We start from the raw sequence: 20,568 nt of genomic DNA, 5'->3' as shown, positions 1-20,568 counted from the left end.
AATTATCAATTTCTTTTTGTTCCTTGCAAAGTTACGATAAAAATGTCGTAACTTTGCATAATAATAGTAATTATTTAGTGAATAATGATTAAAGCAGCGCTTTTTGACTTGGATGGTGTCGTATTTGATACCGAGCCACAATATACGCTCTTTTGGGGAGAGATTGGCAGGCAGTATCATTCTGATATTCCTGATTTTGCAAAGAGAATCAAGGGACAAACCTTGACTCAGATATTTTCGGCGTATTTTTCTCATCTTCAGTCTGAACAATCGCAGATTGTAAGTCGTCTTAATGAATTTGAGCGGAATATGCATTTTGATTATGTTCCCGGATTTCAGCAATTTGTTTTGGCATTGAAAGAGAAAAATATCAAAACGGCAATTGTCACAAGCAGTAATAATGAAAAGATGAGAAGTATCTACGCGGCTCATCCTGAGTTTCGGGATTATTTTGACGCCATTCTTACTTCTGAAGACTTCTCCCATAGCAAGCCCCATCCCGAATGTTACCTTAAGGGTGCCGAAGTCTTGGGTGTACTTCCTGACGAATGTATTGGCTTCGAAGATAGTTTTAATGGTCTGAAGGCGGCGCGTGCTGCCAATTTGTATGTTGTAGGACTGGCTACCACAAATAGTGCTTCAGCCATATCAGATTATTGTGATTTAGTAATCAATGATTTCTCAAATTGGACACACAGAATACCTCCATTCATCTGAGCCATTGGCATAAAGAATTCTGGTTTTTGGCTATAGCCAATTCTTTACTTTCAATAGGCGTATATATGTTGATACCTGAAATGTTGACATATATGCGAATCAATGGTTTCTCTTATCAGGCACAGGCTCTTGTAATGGGGGCGTATGTGCTGGGTCTATATGCTTTTGGGCCATTTGTAAGTTATTTGGTAGAGCGTTATCGTCGCAAAAGGGTGTGTCAATATGCGATTTTGCTGTTAATTGGCGATATCCTTATGATGTTGTATTTGCGCACGTCTCCAATGGCTGCTCGATTTGAACTTGTAGTGGCCTTACGATTCATATTAGGTGCCGTTTACGGGTTGGCACAGATGGTCTTGCTTTCTACTCTGGTCGTTGATTCTGTTCAGTCTTATTTCCGTACAGAGGCTAATTATCATATCAACTGGTTCGGTCGGCTTGCTGTTGCTTTGGGCCCGCTGATCTCTCTTGTGGTGGTTTCTCATGTAAGTCTTGAGCGCGCGTTTCTTTTATCTGTGCTGTTGTCAGTATTGGCCCTCTTGCTTATTTCGGTTATACGCTTTCCTTTCAAGACCCCTCCAGATAATATAGAAAGATGTAGCTTGGACCGTTTTCTCTTGCCAGGCGGAGTTATGCTCTTTGTGTGTTTGGCACTGATTATGGTAGTTGTAGGTATGCTTTACACCTTGCGGTTGCCTGCTGCTTTTTTTGCTTGGATGTTGTTGGGATTGTTTGTGGCAGTCCTTGTAGAGAGGATTGCGTTTGTCAATGCCGAGTTAAAGAGTCAAGCGGTAACAGCTCTTCTTGCCATGATTATAGCATTGTTTTTACTCATTGAGCGTTCTGGTTGTCATGAGGTCATATCTATTTCAGCCACATTGCTTGGGTTGGGAGTAGGGGTGATAGGTACGCGTTTTCTCTTGTTCTTTATCAAACTTAGTACTCATTGCCAACGTGGCACTTCTCAGAGTAGTTACTTTCTGTCTTGGGAGACGGGAATTGGACTTGGTGTAGTCGGTGGCTTGGCGGTATGTCACGGAGAGATGTATCTCACCTTATGGATTGCGCTTGCCATTAGTATTATGGCATGTATGCTATATGTATTCTACTTGCATCGTTGGTTTATGAAACACAAGAATAGGTAATAAGCAAAAAACTCATTCAAGACCTGCTTGAATGAGTTTTTTGCTTATCGTATAGGACTGTTTGTTACTCTTCTTTCATATCTCCTTCTATATATAGACGGACCATTTCTACTTTTCCGTTAGTCCTAATGGTAATCGATTTCTTGAAATGTCCAGGGAATTTGCCTTTCCCGTTATAGGTAACTTTTACAGTTCCCTTTTCGCCGGGCATGATAGGCTCTTTTGTATATGAGGGGATGGTGCATCCGCAACTGGCTATGGCCTGGTTGATGATGAGAGGGGCTTTGCCGATATTAGTGAATGCAAAAACGGCAGTCTGGACAGGTGTCTTTTCACTGAACGTGCCGAAGTTATGTACGGTCTTGTCAAACTTTATTTCTGGCTGTTCCTGCTGCGCGTAGGCGACAAGGCTTGCCAGCATCATTAACAATAAAAATATCTTTTTCATATCAATCATTATTTAATATTGTGCAAAGTTAGGGATAAATTATGAATATAGGCAGTTTTCGGCGGTTATTTATAATTTATTAATTAACTTAGTGTTTGTTTGCTATAAACGAAAAGAGTCTTAAGTAAGAACTTAAGACTCTTCTGCGGTGTGTACGGGACTCGAACCCGTGACCCCATGCGTGACAGGCATGTATTCTAACCAACTGAACTAACACACCTTGTTAGTTTTTTGCATCTGAAGAACTTGCGGTGCGTACGGGACTCGAACCCGTGACCCCATGCGTGACAGGCATGTATTCTAACCAACTGAACTAACGCACCAGTTACCTGTTCCTTATTTGCGAGTGCAAAGGTAGTAATATTTTTCTAATCCACCAAATACTTGCGCATATTTTTATAAAAATAATTGCATGGCATATGCGTCTGCAAAACCGTTTGAAGTGCGGAACCAATCTTTAAGTATTGTCCCTTTGACAAAGCCGACATATTCATGCAAAGACACAGAACGTTCATTGTCAGTATTTATGAGTGCATAAAGTTGGCGAAGGTGTAGCACACTGCCAGCATAACTGATCAGCTGTAGCAAGGCTGATAAGGCATACTTGTTTCTTCTGTATTTTTTAGCAATGACGATTCCCGTCTCGGCTCTTGAGTGATGTGGGTCAAAATTGGTTAGGTCTATCATGCCCACAACCTCGCCTTCTTCGTTTTCGATGGCCCACCTTACTTGGCCGTCTTTATATATGTCGCATGTACTGTTGGCAATAAAGTCATGCAGGACATATCGTGAATACGGGGTCGTATAGTCGCTCACATCCCATAACTCGGGATCATTTTCTATACTATAGAAGAACTCCAAGTCTTCTGGCTCTAAAGCTCTTAGCTTGACTGTTGGCAGGCTATTGGTCATTGAATACATTTTTTTCGGTGATAATCGTATGCGACAATGGGTTGAAAAAGCCCATCTTCACTCTTGGGTGGGCAGACGATGTTGCACTCTTGAATATCTGCTGAAGGGCAAAGGCAGACACATCATATATAATATATGTAAGGGCTGTCTCGTTGAGTTCGTTATACTCTATGTCACCTAAATCTGTAATGTACTTTGGGTCTAAGCCGTTTGCAGATGCGATTTTATTACATAGTTCTCTATTCTCCATGGGTACGACACAAATGTAGCTTATGGGGGCAGCCACTTTGAGCTTCTCGTTTTTGAAGGTTGAATAGAATTTGCTCATTTTGACACTAATCAGAGTAGATAGTGCCTTCGAGTAAATTGCCATTTGTATGGGAAGAGAGAAAAGAAAACTCAGGTGGGAATAATGCTTGTTGAAGAATATAAGCATTGCCTCATAAAACACGTGCACATAGCGAAACGATGTTTTTTGCGTGCTTTCCCCTTTGTAGTGGAGTATTTCTGTCGGGTAATACCATACATCCCATCCTTTGTTATGTATGCGATACGACAAGTCTATGTCTTCTCCATACATGAAGAAGTCTTCATCGAGTAGGCCTACCTCTTCCAGCGTGGATTTGCGCAGCAGGCAAAACGCACCGCTTACAATCTCTATTTTGGAAGCCTCGTTCCATGGGAGGTAGCTCATATAATAGTGGGCAAATGTCCGGTTGGCTGGAAAGCGTTCGCACAATCCGCACATCTTGTAGAAGGCAGTGGCAGGCGAGGGTATGCCTCTACGCGATTCTTTGGCCACGCTGCCGTCTGTGTTTAGCATCTTGACTCCTAAAGCACCAGCTCGCTCATGACTGTCCATAAACGCGATAGTTTGGCGAATGGTGTCTTCGCCTACCATTGTGTCCGGATTCAGCAGGAGCACGTACTTGCTTTGGGAACGCCTTATGGCTATGTTGTTGGCGCGTGAGAACCCCAGGTTCTCTTGGTTTTGGATGAAAACAACGTCATCAAAACGCGGCTTGAGGTAGTCTATGCTGCCGTCATTCGAACAATTGTCGACAACACATATTTCGGCGTCTATTCCCGTTAGCGCTTTGCGCAACGAGTATAGGCACTGCTCCACATAAAACTTTACGTTGTAGTTAACTATTATGACCGTCAGTTTCATTGTAACAGCGCGACAATGATGGATATACGAAGAAAAGGCTCAGGAACAGGATGATGGCAAGATACCCGAAGCCGGCACCGACAAAAAGGTAGTAGCATACCAGATTGATTACCATGGGCACGTTGAGCAGGCATAGTCGTACAATTCCCCAACGCTCGAAATGAAGCAAGGTGTCAGATGCCAGTTTGTTGGCGATGGCTTTGAACTTGAAGAGTTTCAAGGCTACAGGAATCGCAATAATCGTGAGAATCTCCATCATTGACATGATGACAAACTCCACTTGCTTGTCATTGGCCAGGATGCCATTGGGTATGATGTCCAACTCGCCTGATACAATTATGATTGCCGAAAGTGCGATTGGAATCCAAAATATGAGTTGTAATTTCTTCTGAATAGTTTCCATTTTTATTTGCTGAAAGGAATACGATTGAGTATAGAACGGCCCAGTGTCACTTCGTCGGTATATTCCAATTCGTCGCCGATAGAAATGCCTCGTGCGATGACGCTGATATTCACATTTGTGTGTGCCAATTTTCTGGATATATAAAAGTTGGTTGTGTCGCCCTCCATTGTGGGGCTGAGTGCCAGGATGATTTCGCCTATATCGTCACGCTCCACGCGTTCTACGAGCGAAGCTATCTCTATATCTCCAGGGCCGATGCCGTCCATCGGGGATATTATGCCACCTAAGACATGGTATAGTCCCCGATATTGCTGAGTGTTCTCTATCGCCATCACGTCGCGGATGTTTTCCACTACACATATTGTCCTTGTGTCGCGATGTGCATCAGAGCATATCGGACAGATGTCAGTATCGCTGATGTTGTGACACACCTTGCAATACTTTACATTATGACGCAAAGTGCCGATGGCGCTGGTGAAACCGTCAACGCTTTCTTCGCTCTGCCGTAAGAGGTGCAGTACAAGTCTTAGTGCTGTCTTGCGCCCGATACCTGGTAGTTTGGAGAACTCGGAGACGGCTTTTTCCAATAGGGTCGATGGATATTGCTGTTCCACCGCGATTAATCGTCAAACAGGTAAACGCCGATACCCACCTTAAGTCCGATTGTGGAGTGGTCGCTATCCTTGAATGAATGTTTGTAATACACTGAAGGCTCGATGGTTACCGAGCGGTTGATGAAGAAGGCATAACCAACTTCAGCACTGGGCATAATGTCGTTGTAACTATGATTGCTGTGCACAAAATTACAATTTGCGCCGAGGAAGAGACCGTTCTGGATGATGTAATAACGGAATCCCACGCCTATTGCTGCCTGGTCAGCTATCTTGTCTTTGCCATAGTGGTCATAGCCTACCTCGCCCAAGAGCATCCAATTGTCTGCAAACAGGTAACCTGCCTTGGCCTGTACGCCGAGGTTCAATCCGTTCTCGCTGTTGTATGATAGGTTGAGTCCGCTAAGCGAAGCGCCTATATATCCTTTACCTTGTTGAAACTGTGCGCTGGCTGTCAGTGCGACAACAAGCATCGTTAATGATAATACTATTTTCTTCATAATGCAAATGTTATCTTTTTGTTGTTTGTTTCTTATACCATATTATATATATAATCGTCAATGCAGCGGTAAGCAGTCCTCCTAATGTGTAGCTCAAGCCAGCTGGAAGATGCAGGGCTTTGTCGCTGATGAGGATGTAAGTCGTACATACCATTGTCATGAATGCCGCTGGCACAAATGTGAACCAGTGACACTTATGCTGTTTGGCCAGATATACCGTGATAGTCCATAAGGCAAAGACTGCCAGAGTCTGATTTGACCATCCGAACCATTGCCAGATGGTGTTGAAACCGTCTTTGTTTTCTATCTGCCATACGAGCAAGCCCAGTCCGACGGCAAATAATGGCAAAGCAATCATAAACCGCTTGCCCAATTGCTTCTGGCTGGCATTCATTGCCTCTGCTATGATGAGTCTGGCTGATCTAAAAGCGGTGTCTCCACTGGTGATTGGAGCGGCGACCACTCCCAGCAGGGCCAGCAGTCCTCCTATTACTCCCAGCCAGCCCGTACAGATATTGTTGACTACGTCGGGAGCGGTGAAGTATTGTATCAGTGATTTGCTGTCAGCATCGTTTGCCTGTGCCAGGAAATCACAGATAGTCTGCGGGTCAACCACCTCGCGCCAGCCGCCATAGTAGAAGAAGTATGAAGATACTGCTGCCCAAATCAAGGCCACGATGCCTTCGGTTATCATAGCACCGTAAAATATGGGGCGTGCCAAACGCTCAGATGTGATGCAGCGCGCCATGAGCGGACTTTGTGTGGCATGGAAGCCGCTTATAGCTCCACAGGCAATAGTTAGGAATAGGCAAGGAAACAAGGGGTTGTTGCTGAAGAATGTATCTGTGCCTAACAGCGAGGTAGGGGTGTTCCTGTTAGAGGCTTCCAGATCGCTCCATATCTCGGGTAAAGCCGGCATCTTGACAAATAGCATGACCATAAGTGCAAATGCCATGAATATGAGCGAAATGGCAAATAATGGATAAATCTTTCCTATTACCTTGTCAATGGGAAGGATTGTCGCCAGGATGTAGTAACCGAAGATGATGATGACCCACCATGTGGTGGTGAGGCAGTAATTCTTCAGAAGTAGAGCCGGGCTATATACAAATACAACGCCGACCATGAGCAACAGGAAGACAGAGAAGACGAGCATTATCCTTCTGGCTGTTGCTCCCAGATAGGTGCCCACCAGTGCTGGCATGTTGGCACCGCCGTGGCGTATGCTTAACATTCCCACAAAGTAATCGTGCGTGGCGCCTGCAAAAATACAGCCAAATACTATCCAGAGATAGGCGGCTGGACCATACCATGCACCCATAATGGCACCAAAGATGGGACCTGTTCCGGCGATGTTTAGAAATTGTATCATAAAAACCCGCCATGAAGGCATGGCGATATAGTCAATGCCGTCAGCGTGGCTGATGGCTGGGGTTGGGTTGTCGGTGGGACCGGCCACGCGCTCGACGATACGCCCATAAATACAATAGCCGAGTATGAGGGCTATCAAGGCCATTATAAAAGAAATCATCTTTCCGCTAATTTAGCTTATATTTGTTGCAAAGTTAATAGATTTTGTTCTAATCGCAAACTAAATACAAAAAAGTTAAGTATCTTTGCGGAAAAATTGAACAATGAAAGTTAGATTACTTCTTTTATATCTCCTGATATCCATATATACGCCGTTATTAGCCCAGTTCAATCAGCCTTCGCCCAAGTATGAGGCGCGGGCAGTCTGGCTTACCACTATCGGAGGGATAGACTGGCCGCACTCTTATGCCCAGACTCCATCTTCGATAGACAGGCAGAAGCGGGAACTGGTTGCCATCTTAGACAAGTTGCAGAAGGCGGGTATCAATCAGGTGTTGTTGCAGACGCGTATTCGTGCCACCACTATTTATCCTTCAGTCTACGAGCCTTGGGATGGTTGTCTGAGCGGTCGGCCTGGCAAGAGTCCCGGTTATGATGCTCTTGCCTTTGCAATCGATGAGTGTCATCGTCGTGGCATGGAACTGCATGCCTGGGTGGTGGCCATTCCTGTTGGCAAATGGAATGGAGCCGGTTGCCGCAATTTGCGCAAGCGAAATCTGAAGATGCTGAAGAGGATAGGGGATGAGGGTTTTCTCAATCCCGAGATGCCACAGACGGCCGGCTATATTGCAGACATTTGCGAGGAGATAGTCAGAAATTATGATGTTGATGGAATCCATCTCGATTATATCCGCTATCCTGAGAATTGGAATATCAAAGTCACGTCTACTCAGGGCCGCAGTTTCATTACTCGTATCGTCAAGGCGATACATGACCGTATAAAGACCATCAAACCTTATGTCAAACTGAGCAGTGCGCCCATTGGCAAGCATGATGACCTGACCCGGTATCAGAGTTATGGATGGAATGCCTATAGGCGCGTGTGCCAGGATGCACAAGGATGGCTGCGGGATGGGTTGATGGACCAGCTGTTTCCGATGATGTACTTTCAGGGACGCCAGTTCTTTCCATTTGCCATCGATTGGAGCGAAAACAGTTATGGGCGCATCGTCACTCCTGGCTTGGGCATCTATTTTCTGTCACCCAAGGAGAAAGATTGGCCACTGGAGATTATCTCGCGCGAGATGCATGTGCTGCGCCAGTATGGTTTGGGGCACGCCTTCTTCAGGAGCAAGTTCTTTACAGACAATACCAAGGGCATTTACGATTTTACATTAAAGCATAACGCCTCACCGGCCCTTGTGCCGCCAATGACATGGGCCAGCAGCACTGCACCCGCTGCCCCTACATGCTTGGCTCTTGGCCGCAATCATGTCCTGACCTGGCAGAAGACGGTAACAGGTGGGGATATATATTATAATGTGTATTCGTCTCCCTCCCATCCTGTAGATATCACAGACGGACGCAATCTTATAGCTGCCCGCGTTAGCGGCAATGCGGTAAAGGTGGGCAACTCGGACCGGTTGTATTATGCTGTGACGGCTATGAATCGATATGGTGTAGAGAGTGGCGCTCTGCAAATGGAGCCTCGGGGCGATTTGTCCTTTGCCAATCCTTCTGCGGCACTCAGCTGTGATGGGCGCAAATTGATTTTGCCACATTCACAGGAAGTTTGGGAGCGCAATGTAGTGTTGCTGGTGACCGATGTTCTGGGCAATCCTGTCCTGACAAGCGCCTGGAAGGGGCAGACTCTGGATGTGAGCAAGATTGCTCCTGGCGTGTACCACCTCTATGTCTTGACAAGTAGGGGCGTGAGACATCGCTGTGGCTATTTCGTAATCCGCCGATAGTGCGAGGAATGGCGCGGTTAACGTTGTTTAACTGTTTGCCGTGCAAGATTTCCCTAAAGTCGCATTTACAAAGCGAAAAAGCTATATTTATAATTATCAACATAACAAGAAAATGAAAAGAAACAGAAAGACAGCCGCCGTCTTGGCGGGTTTTATCATGATGGCCTTGATGATGGTATCATGCAATGAAAGCAACTCGTACCGTGAACTTACAAAGCAGGAAATCCAAAGTGCTTTCTTGACCGTGAGAGGATATCATACAGGCAAGATGGTATATCTGAAGAATATCGGAAACTATCAGACCAAAACCGATACTGTAGATATCAGCTGGACGATTGATACCGACAGCACGCTGACCATACATAACTTTGCCGTGGAGCCATTTGCCGAGTTTATTACCGACAACGAACTCAAGGAAGCCCTGTTGCAGCAGCCTTACCAGGATGTGAAGTGCAAAATCCATTTCGTTGGCTTGTCACCAGTCCTTTTCTACGTCGGTGTTGATGCGCCTGCATACAATATCACCTATGGCGGCCAAAGTCACAAGGTTCAACTGGCGTTTTATGGTAATGCCAATTCGTGCGGAGTATATGATGTGCCAACCCAAAGGATGGAGATACACCTCGTCGGTGGTGGTATCTACGAGGATGGAACCTATAAGGAAAAATATCTTTCTACTACCAACATTCCGATGCTGTTGTTTGCGCCTAATAAGTAGCAGCACGTTTGTCGCTGTGTAGATGACCGCGGCGGTAGAAGATAGGGGAGGGCCGTAACATTCCAGTGTGAGTGTTACGGCCTTTCTGATGTATAGAGGCGATGTCTCCATCAAGAGTGGCGGCAAGGCAAAACCAGTTGCGATGGCGCTGGCGATAGTTTCAAAGTCTGAAATAAACTATTCAAAACATGAATTGATAATATCAAACCATGATTTTATCAATTCGCGCTTCGCTTTTGGGATATATTTGATTAAAGTGAATATAAATGCAGGAAACAACAGTCTGGAATGGATCTGCGGAGCAGTGAAAGTTAAAAAAAAACAATTATGATACAATGAAAATGAAAAAAATGCAGTAACTTTGTAGGAAAATAACAAATGATATAATTTATGGATTGGCTCATTAACCTTTTTACACAGCAAAATTCGGTTGCCCACATAGTCCTTCTGTTTTCGATAGTGATTGCAGTAGGCGTGTTGTTGGGTAAAATCAAGATTTGCGGCATTTCTTTGGGTGTAACCTTTGTTTTGTTCGCAGGTATCATTGCTGGACATGTCGGCTTTACGGCTCCCGTCGATATCTTGACGTTTATTCAGGACTTCGGTCTCATCCTCTTTGTGTTTATGATTGGTCTGCAGGTTGGCCCTGGCTTTTTTGAGAGTTTCAAGAAGGGCGGCGTTACTCTCAACCTCTTGTCCACGGCAGCTGTCCTGCTTAATATTGGCGTGATGTTTGCCTGCTATTATCTCTTTTTCGATACTACGGATGTCAACAATCTGCCGATGATGGTCGGAACGTTGTATGGCGCGGTAACCAATACACCTGGTTTGGGTGCAGCCAATGAGGCCCTTACTTCGGTCTTCCCTGCAGACAAGGTGCCTTCCATCGCTTCGGGATATGCCTGTGCTTACCCCTTGGGTGTACTTGGCATTATCGGTGCTACCATTGCCATCCGCTACATCTGCAAGATACGTCTGGAGGATGAGAATGAGCAGCTGCAGGCGTTGGAAAATGAGAACCCTCACGAGAAGCCGTTTTCTATGCACCTGAAGGTGAGCAACTCTTATCTTGCTGGCAAGAAACTGCAGCAGATTTCCGAGTTCCTCAATCGTGATATCGTGTGCTCGCGTCTGCTTCACAATGGCGAGGTCGTGATTCCTAACAAGAATACTATTCTCGATTTGGATGATGAGATGAATATCGTGTGTGCCGAGCACGACGCTGAAGCTATCCGCGCGTTTATCGGCCCTGCTATCGACAATCCGTTCCCTGAGGATAATGAGAAGCAGCCTCTGGTGTCTAAGCGTATTGTAATTACCAATCCCTCGATGAACGGTAAGACCCTGGGCAAGATGCACTTCTCCAGTGTACATGGCGTCAACGTTACCCGTATCACCCGCCAGGGTATCGACCTCTTTGCCAGTCGTCGTCACCACTTCCATGTAGGCGACCGCATCATGGTTGTCGGTCCCGAGGACAATGTCAATCGTGTGGCTGAGCTGATGGGTAACTCTATCAAGCGTCTTGATGCACCAAATATTGCGACCATCTTTATCGGTATCATTGTAGGTATCGTCTTCGGTAGCCTCCCATTCGCCATACCAGGTATGCCCGTGCCTCTCAAGCTGGGTATTGCCGGCGGACCTCTTATCATAGCTATTCTTATCGGTCGTTTCGGTTATCGCATGCGACTGGTTACATATACCACGACATCGGCAAATATGATGTTGAGAGAGATAGGATTGGCATTGTTCCTTGCAGCCGTTGGCGTCAAGGCTGGTGCCCACTTCTGGGATACTGTAGTCCAGGGCGACGGTCTCAAATATGTTTATACCGGCTTCCTGATTACTATCATCCCTATTCTTATTATAGGTACTATAGCACGCCTGAAGTATAAGTTCAACTACTTTACCATTATGGGTATGCTGGCTGGTACGTATACTGACCCACCTGCATTGGCTTATGCCAACTCGGTGTGTTCGAAGGAGGAACCCTCGGTAGGCTATTCGACCGTTTATCCGTTAAGTATGTTCTTGAGAATTTTCACAGCCCAGATTATCGTGCTGTTCTGTTGTGGAGGTCTCTGATAGATAGCAAAAAGAAAAATGCAGGTTTCAATCGAAAACCTGCATTTTTCTTTTTCCATTATTGTATATAATCACTTTTATTTGGAACGACGTCGAAGCGTCGGGGATGGCCAGCGAAGCGATGAATATCATACTGTCCGCGGTGGACTTGTAGAATGTGATGTCGCTCAGAATACTCTGCGAAAGATACTCCTTGGGAACCAAATCGGTGAAATCACCCTTAGCAAAGTTGCTTGAATAGATGCGCTTGGCTCCTTGGTAAATGCTCAGGTGGACAATGTTGTCGTAATACACATTGTCGACACCTACACCTTCGTCATTATAAGTAGTCTTGACCACTTTATACGTTGTAGGGTTTACCTGCACATAGTAATGGTACTGGAGTTCGCCAGCCTTGATGACACTGTCGCGCTTGATAAGCTGTCGCTGGTTGAGCGCAATGGTTTTGCGGCTGCCGAAATAGTAGATGTCCGAGGCATCCTCGCTCTTGGTCAGGGTGATGTGCTCTCCAGACTGGTTCTCGAAGACAAACAGATGCTCCGCTTGTTTCTGGATGTGATATTTGGCCTCCTTGGCGCCATGCAGTACCAGCGTGTCGTCGATAATCTGGAAATAGACAGGCAGACTTGTTGTGTCGGGGTAGAAAATGGTATCACCCTTAACCCGGAAGGCAACGTCTTCTCCGTCTTCGTTTATCCAGATTCCCTGTAGCATCCTTTTGGCAGCCCTGTCTTCCTGTATAATCTTTTTGGTGTGCGGCTGTTGGCTGCACGACAAGATTAGCAGCAAGGTAGCTGCAAAGATTGTAAACTTCTTCATCGTCCAATGCAGTGATAAACAAAGCCAGCTGCTTCAAGTTCGCTGGGTTCGAAGATGTTACGACCATCAAGCAGTATGCGGCGGTTCATAATCTTGCCTATAACGTCCCAATTAGGCAGACGGAATTCCTTCCATTCGGTAAGTAACAGTAACGCGTCAGCACCATTGGCGGCGTCATACATATCTGTAGCGTATTCAACGCTGTCGCCAATTCTTCGCTGACATTCATCCATAGCCACAGGGTCATACACCTTGATGCGGCAGCCGGCTTCCTGCAGTTTCTTGATGATTACCAGTGAGGTAGACTCTCGCATATCATCGGTCTCGGGCTTGAACGAAAGGCCCCACAGGGCAACAGTTATGCCCTTGAGGGATTCGCCGGAAAAGACAGATGTGAGCTTGTCAAACAAGACACGCTTCTGTTGCTCGTTGACACGTTCTACGGCTTTGAGTACTTCCATGGAATATCCGTTGTCGTCGGCGGTCTTGATAAGGGCTTTGACATCTTTTGGGAAACAGCTTCCGCCGTATCCGCAGCCTGCGTAGAGGAATTTACGACCGATACGCGTGTCGCTTCCTATGCCCGCTCTGACCATATTGACATCGGCTCCAACTTTCTCGCAGAGATTGGCGATGTCATTCATAAAAGAAATACGTGTAGCAAGCATCGAATTGGCGGCATACTTGGTCATTTCGGCGCTGGGAATATCCATAAATATGACGCGGAAATTGTTGAGCAGGAAGGGCTTGTACAATCTTGTCAGGAGTTCCTTGGCCCGGTCGCTTTCTACGCCTACCACTACACGGTCGGGGCTCATGAAGTCTTTGATGGCATTGCCCTCCTTGAGAAACTCAGGGTTGCTGGCCACATCAAAGGTAATGTCTACGCCTCGGCGGTCAAGTTCTTGCTGGATGGTGGCTCTGACTTTCTTGGCAGTGCCCACGGGCACTGTGCTCTTGGTCACCACTACCATATATTTATTGAGGTTTTCGCCAATGGTCTTGGCCACTTGAAGCACGTACTTCAAATCGGCGCTGCCGTCCTCGTCGGGTGGGGTGCCTACAGCAGAAAAAATAATCTGCTGGTCATTGATAATATCTGCCAATGATGTCGAAAACTTCAATCTGCCTGCTTTGATATTCTTTGTTACCAGTTCATCCAATCCGGGTTCGTAGATAGGAATCTGTCCGCTCTTCAGGCGTTCAATCTTCTTGGCATCTACATCGACACATGTAACTGTAGCGCCCGTGTCTGCAAAGCATGTGCCTGACACAAGACCTACATAACCTGTTCCAACTATTGCTATATTCATTATTCAAATAATTTAGCTTCCTTAAATGATTTGCCCGCCAAGTCCTTGGCGCTTGTTATCACCTTGTCAGGGTCAATGGGCCATTCTATTCCTAATGTTTCATCATTCCATCTTATGCTCGCCTCGTGTTGGGGGGCATAGATGTTGTCCACCTTATAGGTAAAGATTGCCTCTTCGCTAAGCACAAGGAAACCATGTGCAAATCCGCGGGGAATAAAGAGCTGTTGTTTGTTTTCTTCGCTTAGTTCCACCATCACATGATGGCCGAATGTCGGTGAATTCTTACGCAAGTCAACGGCAACATCTATCACTTTGCCCTTAATTACTCTTACCAGCTTGGCTTGCGAATACTCGCCCTCCTGGTAATGTAAACCACGGAGAATGCCGTATCCCGATTTGGACTCATTGTCCTGTACAAAATTGATTTTTCCGACATTCTGCTCAAATTCATCTTGCTTCCAAGCCTCGTAGAAATATCCTCGAGCGTCAAAAAACACCTTGGGCTTAATAATATATACACCTTGAATTTCGGTTTCTATATATTCCATAGTCTGTTTGTTGCTTATTGTTCTTTTTTCTTTCATCGCAAATTATTGCTATCGTGTGATAGTTGCGATATCTATGCAAAGGTAAAGATAAAAATAGACAATATGCTAACTTCGGTCCATTTTTTTTACACAATTCATAACTATTGTTGTTAATATATATGGTCAAACAGAGCTGAAACGTCCAATCCTATTGCGTGGCAATAACAAGAAAGCACGCCTTGGTATGCGAGGCGTGCTTGAAGGTAGTGCTTATTGTTAACTTGTCAATCCCACTCTGGGTCATTGTTGTCTTCCGAATGGTGATGGAGTGGAGCGCGTGCATTTCCTGGGCTTGCGCTTACTCCAGACGAAGTGGCAAAATTTTGGCCCAATAAATCGGATGGCAATGTAATGCGAATTATCTCCGGATGTATATATTCTTTTTTCATAGATGTGAATTTATTTGATAATGAACTTTTTGCCGTTTCTTACGTAGATGCCAGAAGGTAGGTTGGTGGTATCGTTTATCTTTATGCCTTGCAATGTATACACTCCATTGGCTTGTTTCTCGGTATAGGTGTTGGGGTGGATGGCTGTAGGTAAGTCCAAGCCTATGCTTTTGTTAACCTGCTGCGAACCAGATGGGAACAAAAAGTAGCAGCGGGTACCTTTGAGTGTGCCGGCTTCACTGACATTTGCAATCACAGTACCGTCATTACCGCCTAACAATCTGTATTTGTCATCGGCTTCGATTTCTGTTGCGCTATATGTGCCAACAAACATTGCGGTTGAGCGTGATGTTTGCCCATTTGTTAAGATTGTCCTTTAATATGGGGTGCTATTTACGAACTTGTTCTACTCCTCAACTTCGGCAATAGAACGCGCCATTGATAGAAATAGATAGCTAATGGTCTCTAATGGCGCATAACTCATATATCTTGCACACCGACGCACCCTGCGCCAAAGTGCTTTGGGGTTGTTGCGTATGAAGAGAGGTTTGGTGTCGCTGAGATGCCAGGCTTCGTACTCGTGCTGTCCATGGGATAGGGCGTAGTCAAGCAAGAATTCTGCCCGGGGCTCCGAAGAGTGAACAAATGGCAGCTCATCGGGCTCAAAGCCCATTGCCGTGATAAGAAAACTGCCTTGTAATGCTGCTGCCCTTGTCACATGAAGTTTCTGCAACCAGCGGTCAAGTTTGACAAAATCGACCTTGTCTCCCCTTGTACGAAGATAGACGGCAAGTTGCACGAGATGTCTGAGTGACGCATCCTGTCCCATCATTGCTGTAATGGATGAGAGTAGAATATCAAGTATCTGCAAGGTATCTACTGATGTGTCTATAGCATGTCGCTCTGTGTTGCGTATTCTTTTAAGTTGGTGGTTAAGCCATAGGTTTGCCATGGAGGCTTGTCGCATGGGAATGGCAGTCTGCGCCGAAGTCACTTCGCCATCGCCCAATTGTAGTGAAGGAATTCCCAACCCCTGATCATACTGGTGGTGTCTCAGTCCGAGGGAGACGGTAGAAGCCACACCACGGCTAAGTGCCATATCGCCCAACTTCCTCCACTTGCAAGGAGTCATTGGTTCAAGTCTGGTATATTCACCTAATGCACCAGAGCGTATGAGCGCAAAGAGATTTCGTTTTACTATATCCATATCAACTGTATTTTCGAGGATATCGGAAGATGATGGCTCCGAGAGCTACCACTCCTATAGCCATGGGATAATATAAATAAGGTATAATGGACATCGGGCTGATATGAGCCAGTCCTGCTGCGAGCAGCATCTGCACGCCATAAGGAAGCATGCCCTGTACCATACACGAGAACGTGTCGAGTATGGATGCTGCCTTGCGATTGTCCACTCCAAATCTGTCACCTATACGACGGGAGATATCACCTACGGTGAGTATGGCTATAGTATTGTTGGCGGTACAGAGATTGACCATGCTCACCATGGCCGCAATTGACAGTTCGGCGCCACGCTTGGTGTGCACCTTGGCAGTAAGTCGGTCTATAAGATAGGAGACTCCGCCCATTTCACTTATGATTTCGAGCAATCCACCCGCCATCATAGCAATAATGACCAGTTCGCCCATAGATGTGATACCGCTGCCCATAGCATCAAGGAGTCCGAAGAAGTCGTAGGCTCCCACTGCGATTCCGATGATAGCACAAAGGGCTATGCCCAGGCTTAGTACAGCCATAACATTCATTCCAAGCAAGGCCATAACCAATACGGCTACATAGGGTACTATGCGTATCCAATCGATGGGTTCAATGGCTGATGGAGACGCTATGCCACGTCCCATAAAACCATAGACGGCCAGCAGTACAATTGCCGCAGGCGCCACAATACGCAGGTTGACTCTGAACTTGTCGCTCATCCTACAGCCTTGGGTCTGTGTGGCTACAACTGTAGTGTCAGAAATGAACGAGAGATTGTCGCCGAAATAAGAACCTCCAACGATGACTGCCACCATAAGCGGTACGGAAGCCCCCGTATCGAGAGCTATTCCCGCCGCCACTGGTACAAGTGCCACGACAGTACCAACACTCGTGCCAATAGAGAGTGAGATGAAACATGCCGCAACAAATAGTCCCGGAAGCAGCAAGTCGGAAGGAAGTACATGGAGCGCCATAGCCACAGTGGCATCGATGCTGCCCATGGCCTTGGCAGACGAGGCAAAAGCACCGGCTAATACATATATCCATAGCATGAGCAGCAAACGTCCGGAACCTGCTCCACGGCTATAGATGTCAATGCGTCTCTGTAGCGTATGGCCGCCCGAAATACATACGGCATAGACGCTCGCCACCATAAACGCCACCGTAACAGGCACGCGGTTAAAATCGCCCGCCAGAAGAGATAGCGAGAGGTAGAACGTGATAAACACTACAAGAGGCGAAAGTGCCAGCAGGCCTTTTTTATTACTTGTCATGATACTAAAGGCTGCGTCGGTAAAAATCCATATTCTCGCGTGTAATCAACTCTATCGGCATATAGTTGACAGTTGTTACCTCCTTGTGGAGCACTACCGATTGGAACAGCGTTTCTACGCAGAGACTGCCTTGCATAAAGGCATGTTGGGCGATAAGGAAAGAGATAGTGCCTTCCCTCAGGCACATCGCATTGCGGTTGACCATGTCGTATCCCATAATCTGGACATCCTTGCGATGCGTCGCCAATAGGTAATCGGCTACTATATATGCCTTGGAGTTGAATGTGATGCAGTGATGGATGTCTGGATGCAGGGCAAAGAATGAATCTATCATGGCCGTATAGAGCTCATGGTCGTTGCGGTGCTCAATGGGAAGGTCGAGGTAACTCACGCGCACATTGGGAAACCGTTTTTGCATATAGCTCATAAATCCTACGGCGCGGTTTTCCTGCTGACGGCTTACTGCGCGCCCGTCTTTCAGCAGTCGCATAAGCATCACCTCCTTCTCTTCACGCGCTATAAGCATAAGCATCTTGGCGGCAAAATAGCCACTGCAGAAAGAATCCTGGCCAAAGAAGGCGAGGGGTTTGAGGTCGGGAATGAAAGAGTCGAGCAAAACAAATGGGATGTCCATCGAATGAAGACTATCGGTAAACGCTCGTGTTGTTTCCTCGTCCATTGGGACGATGATGAGTCCATCGGGGCGGGCAGAGAGGCAATAGCGGCACTGCTTGACATAAGACTCACTGGAGAAACGGTCAAAATAAACTATCTCGAGACTTATGTGAAAATCGCGACGGGCATCATTGGCCTTCACGGCTCCCAGCTCAATTTCTTCCCAATAAGCCTCGGACTCATACTCTGGCATGAGCAGGATAAAACGATAGGAGCGGTTGCGCGCCAGAGCACTGGCATAGACATTGGCTTTGTAGTCCAACTCCTTGAGTACTGCGTCAACTTTGGCTTTTGCAGATGGCGACACGTTGGGACGACCGTGCAACACCCTGTCAACCGTACCAACCGACACACCGGCACGCTCGGCAATATCCTTGATTCTAATCTTCTCTGACATGTTATAACGATTAATCATTGCAAAAATAACAATAATAACCGAATTGTGTAAACACACAGCTCTAAAAAATGGCATCATTAGTTTTTTTTTCTTCAATTCTTTCCTTATTATATAAATTATGTGTACTTTTGCTTGATGACAATAAACAGATAATCTAAAATAAGAAAAATGGCAAAAATCGTAACAATGGGCGAAATCATGCTTCGTCTCTCGTCACCAGGACAGAAACGTTTTGTTCAGAGTGATTCCTTTGATGTAGTATATGGAGGCGGCGAGGCCAATGTGGCAGTAAGTTGCGCCAACTATGGACATGAGGCTTATTTCGTTAGCAAACTTCCCGAACATGAAATTGGACAGTGTGCCCTTAACGCCCTCCGACGCTATGGGGTACACTGCGATTATATAGCCCGTGGCGGTAATAGATTGGGCATCTACTATCTGGAAAGCGGTGCATCGATGCGTCCCTCCAAGGTAATCTATGACCGTGCCGGAAGCTCAATGGCCGAAGCTACTGCCGAGGACTTCGATTTTGATGCGATTATGAAAGACGCCGACTGGTTTCACTGGAGTGGCATTACGCCCGCCATCAGCGACAAGGCTGCCACGCTTACCCTTATGGCATGTCAGGCTGCCAAGCGTCATGGTGTGACCGTAAGTTGCGACCTCAATTTCCGCAAGAAGCTGTGGACATCTGCCAAGGCACAGCAAGTGATGCGTCCACTCATGCAGTATGTAGATGTGTGTATAGGTAATGAGGAAGATGCAAAGCTCTGTTTGGGCTTTACTCCCGAAGCAGATGTGGAAAAGGGTCAGACTGATGCTCATGGATATTATGGCATATTCAAGGGAATGATGCAAGAATTCGGATTCAAGTACGTAGTGAGTACATTGAGGGAAAGCAAATCGGCATCGCACAATGGATGGAAGGCGCTGAGTTATGATGGGCAGCAGTTCTATGAAAGCAAGCACTATGACATACTTCCCATAATTGACCGCGTGGGTGGAGGAGACTCGTTCTCTGGTGGATTGATACATGGCCTCATTGCATATGACGGAGACCAAGCGCGTGCTTTGGAGTTCGCTGTAGCTGCATCAGCCCTGAAGCACACGATACCAGGCGATTTTAATATGGTAAGCCGAGAAGAGGTGGAGAACCTTGCTGGTGGCGACGCTTCTGGAAGAGTGCAGCGATAAAAACAAAAGACATACAATTATGGCAAGATTTAATAAAGTTCAAGTGATACAGGCCATGCATGATACCGGTATGGTGCCTGTTTTTTACAATAGCGACCCAGAGATATGTAAGCAGGTAATCAGTGCCTGCTACAAGGGAGGTGTAAGAGTATTCGAGTTTACCAATCGTGGTGATTTTGCCCATGAGATATTTGGAGAACTCGCAAAATGGGCTGCTGCAGCCTGCCCGGAAATGATTTTGGGAGCTGGCACTGTAATAGATGCCCCCACTGCAGCCCTGTATATGCAACTTGGCGCCAATTTCATTGTCGGCCCCAATTTCAACGCTGAGATAGCTACTGTCTGCAACCGTCGCCTTGTCCCTTACAGCCCCGGGTGCGGATCGGTAAGTGAAATCAGCAACGCCCAGGCTGCTGGCTGTGATGTGACTAAGGTCTTCCCCGCAGGAAATGTGGGCGGACCGTCGTTCGTTAAGAATGTCATGGCGCCTTTGCGCTGGAGTAATATCATGGTGACAGGAGCCGTAAGTCCCGAAGAAGACAACCTCACCGCATGGATTAAGAGTGGGGTGCTCTGTGTCGGCATGGGCAGCAAGCTCTTTCCAAAGGATGTGATAGCCCAAGGCAATTGGCAGGCTATTACAGACAAATGTGTTGAGGCATTAGGTTATGTCGCCAAGGCGCGCCAATAACCAAATATTCAGCCACT

At 46.4% G+C, this 20,568-nt stretch carries 22 protein-coding genes and 2 tRNA genes; 8 read left to right on the top strand and 16 right to left on the bottom strand.

All coding sequences use genetic code 11. The annotated features are described in order from the left end of the window. Nucleotides 1-84 precede the first annotated feature (84 nt). Nucleotides 85-717: an HAD family phosphatase gene (locus CIK95_RS09430; protein ID WP_094387464.1), complete on the top strand. Its 633-nt coding sequence runs from the start codon at nt 85-87 to the stop codon at nt 715-717. Next, complete coding sequence (locus tag CIK95_RS09425; protein ID WP_144007796.1) at nt 687-1,862, top strand: MFS transporter; 1,176 nt, start codon at nt 687-689, stop codon at nt 1,860-1,862. The genes CIK95_RS09430 and CIK95_RS09425 overlap by 31 nt, the downstream gene beginning before the upstream one ends. A 64-nt stretch (nt 1,863-1,926) precedes the next feature. Here the strand turns inward: CIK95_RS09425 and CIK95_RS09420 are convergent, their stop codons facing one another. The 9 genes from CIK95_RS09420 to CIK95_RS09380 form a co-directional block, all read right to left on the bottom strand. Next, complete coding sequence (locus tag CIK95_RS09420) at nt 1,927-2,310, bottom strand: DUF1573 domain-containing protein (protein ID WP_022311494.1); 384 nt, start codon at nt 2,308-2,310, stop codon at nt 1,927-1,929. Between the two features lie 146 nt (nt 2,311-2,456). Further along, nucleotides 2,457-2,530, bottom strand: a tRNA-Asp gene (locus CIK95_RS09415). A gap of 29 nt (nt 2,531-2,559) precedes the next feature. Continuing rightward, nucleotides 2,560-2,633: transfer RNA gene (locus CIK95_RS09410), tRNA-Asp, on the bottom strand. Between the two features lie 73 nt (nt 2,634-2,706). Next, a complete protein-coding gene (locus tag CIK95_RS09405) occupies nt 2,707-3,231 on the bottom strand; it encodes a GNAT family N-acetyltransferase (RefSeq protein ID WP_094387466.1) in 525 nt (174 codons plus the stop codon). Further along, complete coding sequence (locus tag CIK95_RS09400) at nt 3,212-4,393, bottom strand: glycosyltransferase family 2 protein (RefSeq protein ID WP_094466860.1); 1,182 nt, start codon at nt 4,391-4,393, stop codon at nt 3,212-3,214. Before CIK95_RS09400 ends, CIK95_RS09405 begins: the two co-directional genes overlap by 20 nt. Next, entirely contained in the window at nt 4,368-4,796 is a 429-nt protein-coding gene (locus tag CIK95_RS09395; protein WP_094387468.1) for a hypothetical protein, read from the bottom strand. The genes CIK95_RS09400 and CIK95_RS09395 overlap by 26 nt, the downstream gene beginning before the upstream one ends. A 2-nt stretch (nt 4,797-4,798) precedes the next feature. Beyond that, nucleotides 4,799-5,410, bottom strand: a complete 612-nt coding sequence (gene recR, locus CIK95_RS09390) for a recombination mediator RecR (RefSeq protein WP_094387469.1) — start codon at nt 5,408-5,410, stop codon at nt 4,799-4,801. Nucleotides 5,411-5,415: 5 nt separating this feature from the next. Then, the gene (locus tag CIK95_RS09385) at nt 5,416-5,910 is read right to left on the bottom strand and encodes an outer membrane beta-barrel protein (RefSeq protein WP_094421386.1); all 495 of its coding nucleotides are present in this window, start codon (nt 5,908-5,910) and stop codon (nt 5,416-5,418) included. 7 nt (nt 5,911-5,917) lie between these two features. Beyond that, the gene (locus CIK95_RS09380; protein ID WP_094466859.1) at nt 5,918-7,438 is read right to left on the bottom strand and encodes a carbon starvation protein A; all 1,521 of its coding nucleotides are present in this window, start codon (nt 7,436-7,438) and stop codon (nt 5,918-5,920) included. Between the two features lie 103 nt (nt 7,439-7,541). On the opposite strand from CIK95_RS09380, the gene CIK95_RS09375 reads away from it, so the two are divergent. The 4 genes from CIK95_RS09375 to CIK95_RS09360 all read left to right on the top strand — a co-directional run bounded on the left by CIK95_RS09375 (nt 7,542) and on the right by CIK95_RS09360 (nt 11,994). Next, a complete protein-coding gene (locus tag CIK95_RS09375; RefSeq protein ID WP_094466858.1) occupies nt 7,542-9,188 on the top strand; it encodes a glycoside hydrolase family 10 protein in 1,647 nt (548 codons plus the stop codon). Nucleotides 9,189-9,300: 112 nt separating this feature from the next. Next, nucleotides 9,301-9,906 carry a DUF4840 domain-containing protein gene (locus tag CIK95_RS09370; RefSeq protein ID WP_144007795.1) on the top strand — a complete coding sequence of 202 codons (606 nt, stop codon included), beginning with the start codon at nt 9,301-9,303 and terminating at the stop codon, nt 9,904-9,906. Nucleotides 9,907-9,973: 67 nt separating this feature from the next. Further along, entirely contained in the window at nt 9,974-10,237 is a 264-nt protein-coding gene (locus CIK95_RS09365) for a hypothetical protein (RefSeq protein WP_144007794.1), read from the top strand. A 59-nt stretch (nt 10,238-10,296) separates the two neighbouring features. Then, on the top strand, nt 10,297-11,994 hold the full coding sequence (locus tag CIK95_RS09360) for a putative transporter (RefSeq protein WP_094466856.1): 1,698 nt from the start codon (nt 10,297-10,299) through the stop codon (nt 11,992-11,994). A 27-nt stretch (nt 11,995-12,021) separates the two neighbouring features. Here CIK95_RS09360 and CIK95_RS09355 read toward each other — a convergent pair whose 3' ends face one another. From CIK95_RS09355 to CIK95_RS09325, 7 genes are all read right to left on the bottom strand, one after another. Beyond that, nucleotides 12,022-12,813 carry a DUF4738 domain-containing protein gene (locus tag CIK95_RS09355; protein ID WP_094387475.1) on the bottom strand — a complete coding sequence of 264 codons (792 nt, stop codon included), beginning with the start codon at nt 12,811-12,813 and terminating at the stop codon, nt 12,022-12,024. After that, entirely contained in the window at nt 12,810-14,126 is a 1,317-nt protein-coding gene (locus tag CIK95_RS09350) for a UDP-glucose/GDP-mannose dehydrogenase family protein (protein WP_094466855.1), read from the bottom strand. The genes CIK95_RS09355 and CIK95_RS09350 overlap by 4 nt, the downstream gene beginning before the upstream one ends. Then, nucleotides 14,126-14,674: a dTDP-4-dehydrorhamnose 3,5-epimerase gene (gene rfbC, locus CIK95_RS09345; RefSeq protein ID WP_022311482.1), complete on the bottom strand. Its 549-nt coding sequence runs from the start codon at nt 14,672-14,674 to the stop codon at nt 14,126-14,128. The genes CIK95_RS09350 and rfbC overlap by 1 nt, the downstream gene beginning before the upstream one ends. Before the next feature lie 438 nt (nt 14,675-15,112). Next, complete coding sequence (locus CIK95_RS09340) at nt 15,113-15,436, bottom strand: hypothetical protein (RefSeq protein ID WP_094466854.1); 324 nt, start codon at nt 15,434-15,436, stop codon at nt 15,113-15,115. A gap of 72 nt (nt 15,437-15,508) precedes the next feature. Then, on the bottom strand, nt 15,509-16,309 hold the full coding sequence (locus tag CIK95_RS09335; RefSeq protein WP_094466853.1) for a hypothetical protein: 801 nt from the start codon (nt 16,307-16,309) through the stop codon (nt 15,509-15,511). Nucleotide 16,310: 1 nt separating this feature from the next. Further along, complete coding sequence (locus CIK95_RS09330) at nt 16,311-17,594, bottom strand: Na+/H+ antiporter NhaC family protein (RefSeq protein WP_094466852.1); 1,284 nt, start codon at nt 17,592-17,594, stop codon at nt 16,311-16,313. A 4-nt stretch (nt 17,595-17,598) separates the two neighbouring features. Further along, nucleotides 17,599-18,666 carry a LacI family DNA-binding transcriptional regulator gene (locus tag CIK95_RS09325; protein ID WP_094466851.1) on the bottom strand — a complete coding sequence of 356 codons (1,068 nt, stop codon included), beginning with the start codon at nt 18,664-18,666 and terminating at the stop codon, nt 17,599-17,601. Between the two features lie 168 nt (nt 18,667-18,834). On the opposite strand from CIK95_RS09325, the gene CIK95_RS09320 reads away from it, so the two are divergent. Beyond that, nucleotides 18,835-19,860, top strand: a complete 1,026-nt coding sequence (locus CIK95_RS09320) for a sugar kinase (RefSeq protein ID WP_094421378.1) — start codon at nt 18,835-18,837, stop codon at nt 19,858-19,860. 19 nt (nt 19,861-19,879) lie between these two features. Beyond that, on the top strand, nt 19,880-20,551 hold the full coding sequence (locus CIK95_RS09315) for a bifunctional 4-hydroxy-2-oxoglutarate aldolase/2-dehydro-3-deoxy-phosphogluconate aldolase (RefSeq protein ID WP_094466872.1): 672 nt from the start codon (nt 19,880-19,882) through the stop codon (nt 20,549-20,551). Nucleotides 20,552-20,568 lie beyond the last annotated feature (17 nt).

Origin of the sequence: Prevotella sp. P5-108 (genome assembly GCF_002251385.1) — a bacterium.
GTDB lineage: Bacteria > Bacteroidota > Bacteroidia > Bacteroidales > Bacteroidaceae > Prevotella.
Note: the sequence above shows the minus strand (reverse complement) of the source record. Positions and strands in the feature narration are given on the sequence as shown.

Bases quoted from the DNA above. Each gene is read 5' to 3' on its own strand.
- CIK95_RS09430 (WP_094387464.1), top strand. From the start codon at position 85: ATGATTAAAGCAGCGCTTTTTGACTTGGATGGTGTCGTATTTGATACC.
- CIK95_RS09420 (WP_022311494.1), bottom strand. From the start codon at position 2,310: ATGAAAAAGATATTTTTATTGTTAATGATGCTGGCAAGCCTTGTCGCC.
- CIK95_RS09405 (WP_094387466.1), bottom strand. From the start codon at position 3,231: ATGTATTCAATGACCAATAGCCTGCCAACAGTCAAGCTAAGAGCTTTA.
- CIK95_RS09400 (WP_094466860.1), bottom strand. From the start codon at position 4,393: ATGAAACTGACGGTCATAATAGTTAACTACAACGTAAAGTTTTATGTG.
- CIK95_RS09395 (WP_094387468.1), bottom strand. From the start codon at position 4,796: ATGGAAACTATTCAGAAGAAATTACAACTCATATTTTGGATTCCAATC.
- CIK95_RS09380 (WP_094466859.1), bottom strand. From the start codon at position 7,438: ATGATTTCTTTTATAATGGCCTTGATAGCCCTCATACTCGGCTATTGT.
- CIK95_RS09375 (WP_094466858.1), top strand. From the start codon at position 7,542: ATGAAAGTTAGATTACTTCTTTTATATCTCCTGATATCCATATATACG.
- CIK95_RS09370 (WP_144007795.1), top strand. From the start codon at position 9,301: ATGAAAAGAAACAGAAAGACAGCCGCCGTCTTGGCGGGTTTTATCATG.
- CIK95_RS09360 (WP_094466856.1), top strand. From the start codon at position 10,297: ATGGATTGGCTCATTAACCTTTTTACACAGCAAAATTCGGTTGCCCAC.
- CIK95_RS09355 (WP_094387475.1), bottom strand. From the start codon at position 12,813: ATGAAGAAGTTTACAATCTTTGCAGCTACCTTGCTGCTAATCTTGTCG.
- CIK95_RS09350 (WP_094466855.1), bottom strand. From the start codon at position 14,126: ATGAATATAGCAATAGTTGGAACAGGTTATGTAGGTCTTGTGTCAGGC.
- rfbC (WP_022311482.1), bottom strand. From the start codon at position 14,674: ATGGAATATATAGAAACCGAAATTCAAGGTGTATATATTATTAAGCCC.
- CIK95_RS09340 (WP_094466854.1), bottom strand. From the start codon at position 15,436: ATGTTTGTTGGCACATATAGCGCAACAGAAATCGAAGCCGATGACAAA.
- CIK95_RS09335 (WP_094466853.1), bottom strand. From the start codon at position 16,309: ATGGATATAGTAAAACGAAATCTCTTTGCGCTCATACGCTCTGGTGCA.
- CIK95_RS09330 (WP_094466852.1), bottom strand. From the start codon at position 17,594: ATGACAAGTAATAAAAAAGGCCTGCTGGCACTTTCGCCTCTTGTAGTG.
- CIK95_RS09325 (WP_094466851.1), bottom strand. From the start codon at position 18,666: ATGTCAGAGAAGATTAGAATCAAGGATATTGCCGAGCGTGCCGGTGTG.
- CIK95_RS09320 (WP_094421378.1), top strand. From the start codon at position 18,835: ATGGCAAAAATCGTAACAATGGGCGAAATCATGCTTCGTCTCTCGTCA.
- CIK95_RS09315 (WP_094466872.1), top strand. From the start codon at position 19,880: ATGGCAAGATTTAATAAAGTTCAAGTGATACAGGCCATGCATGATACC.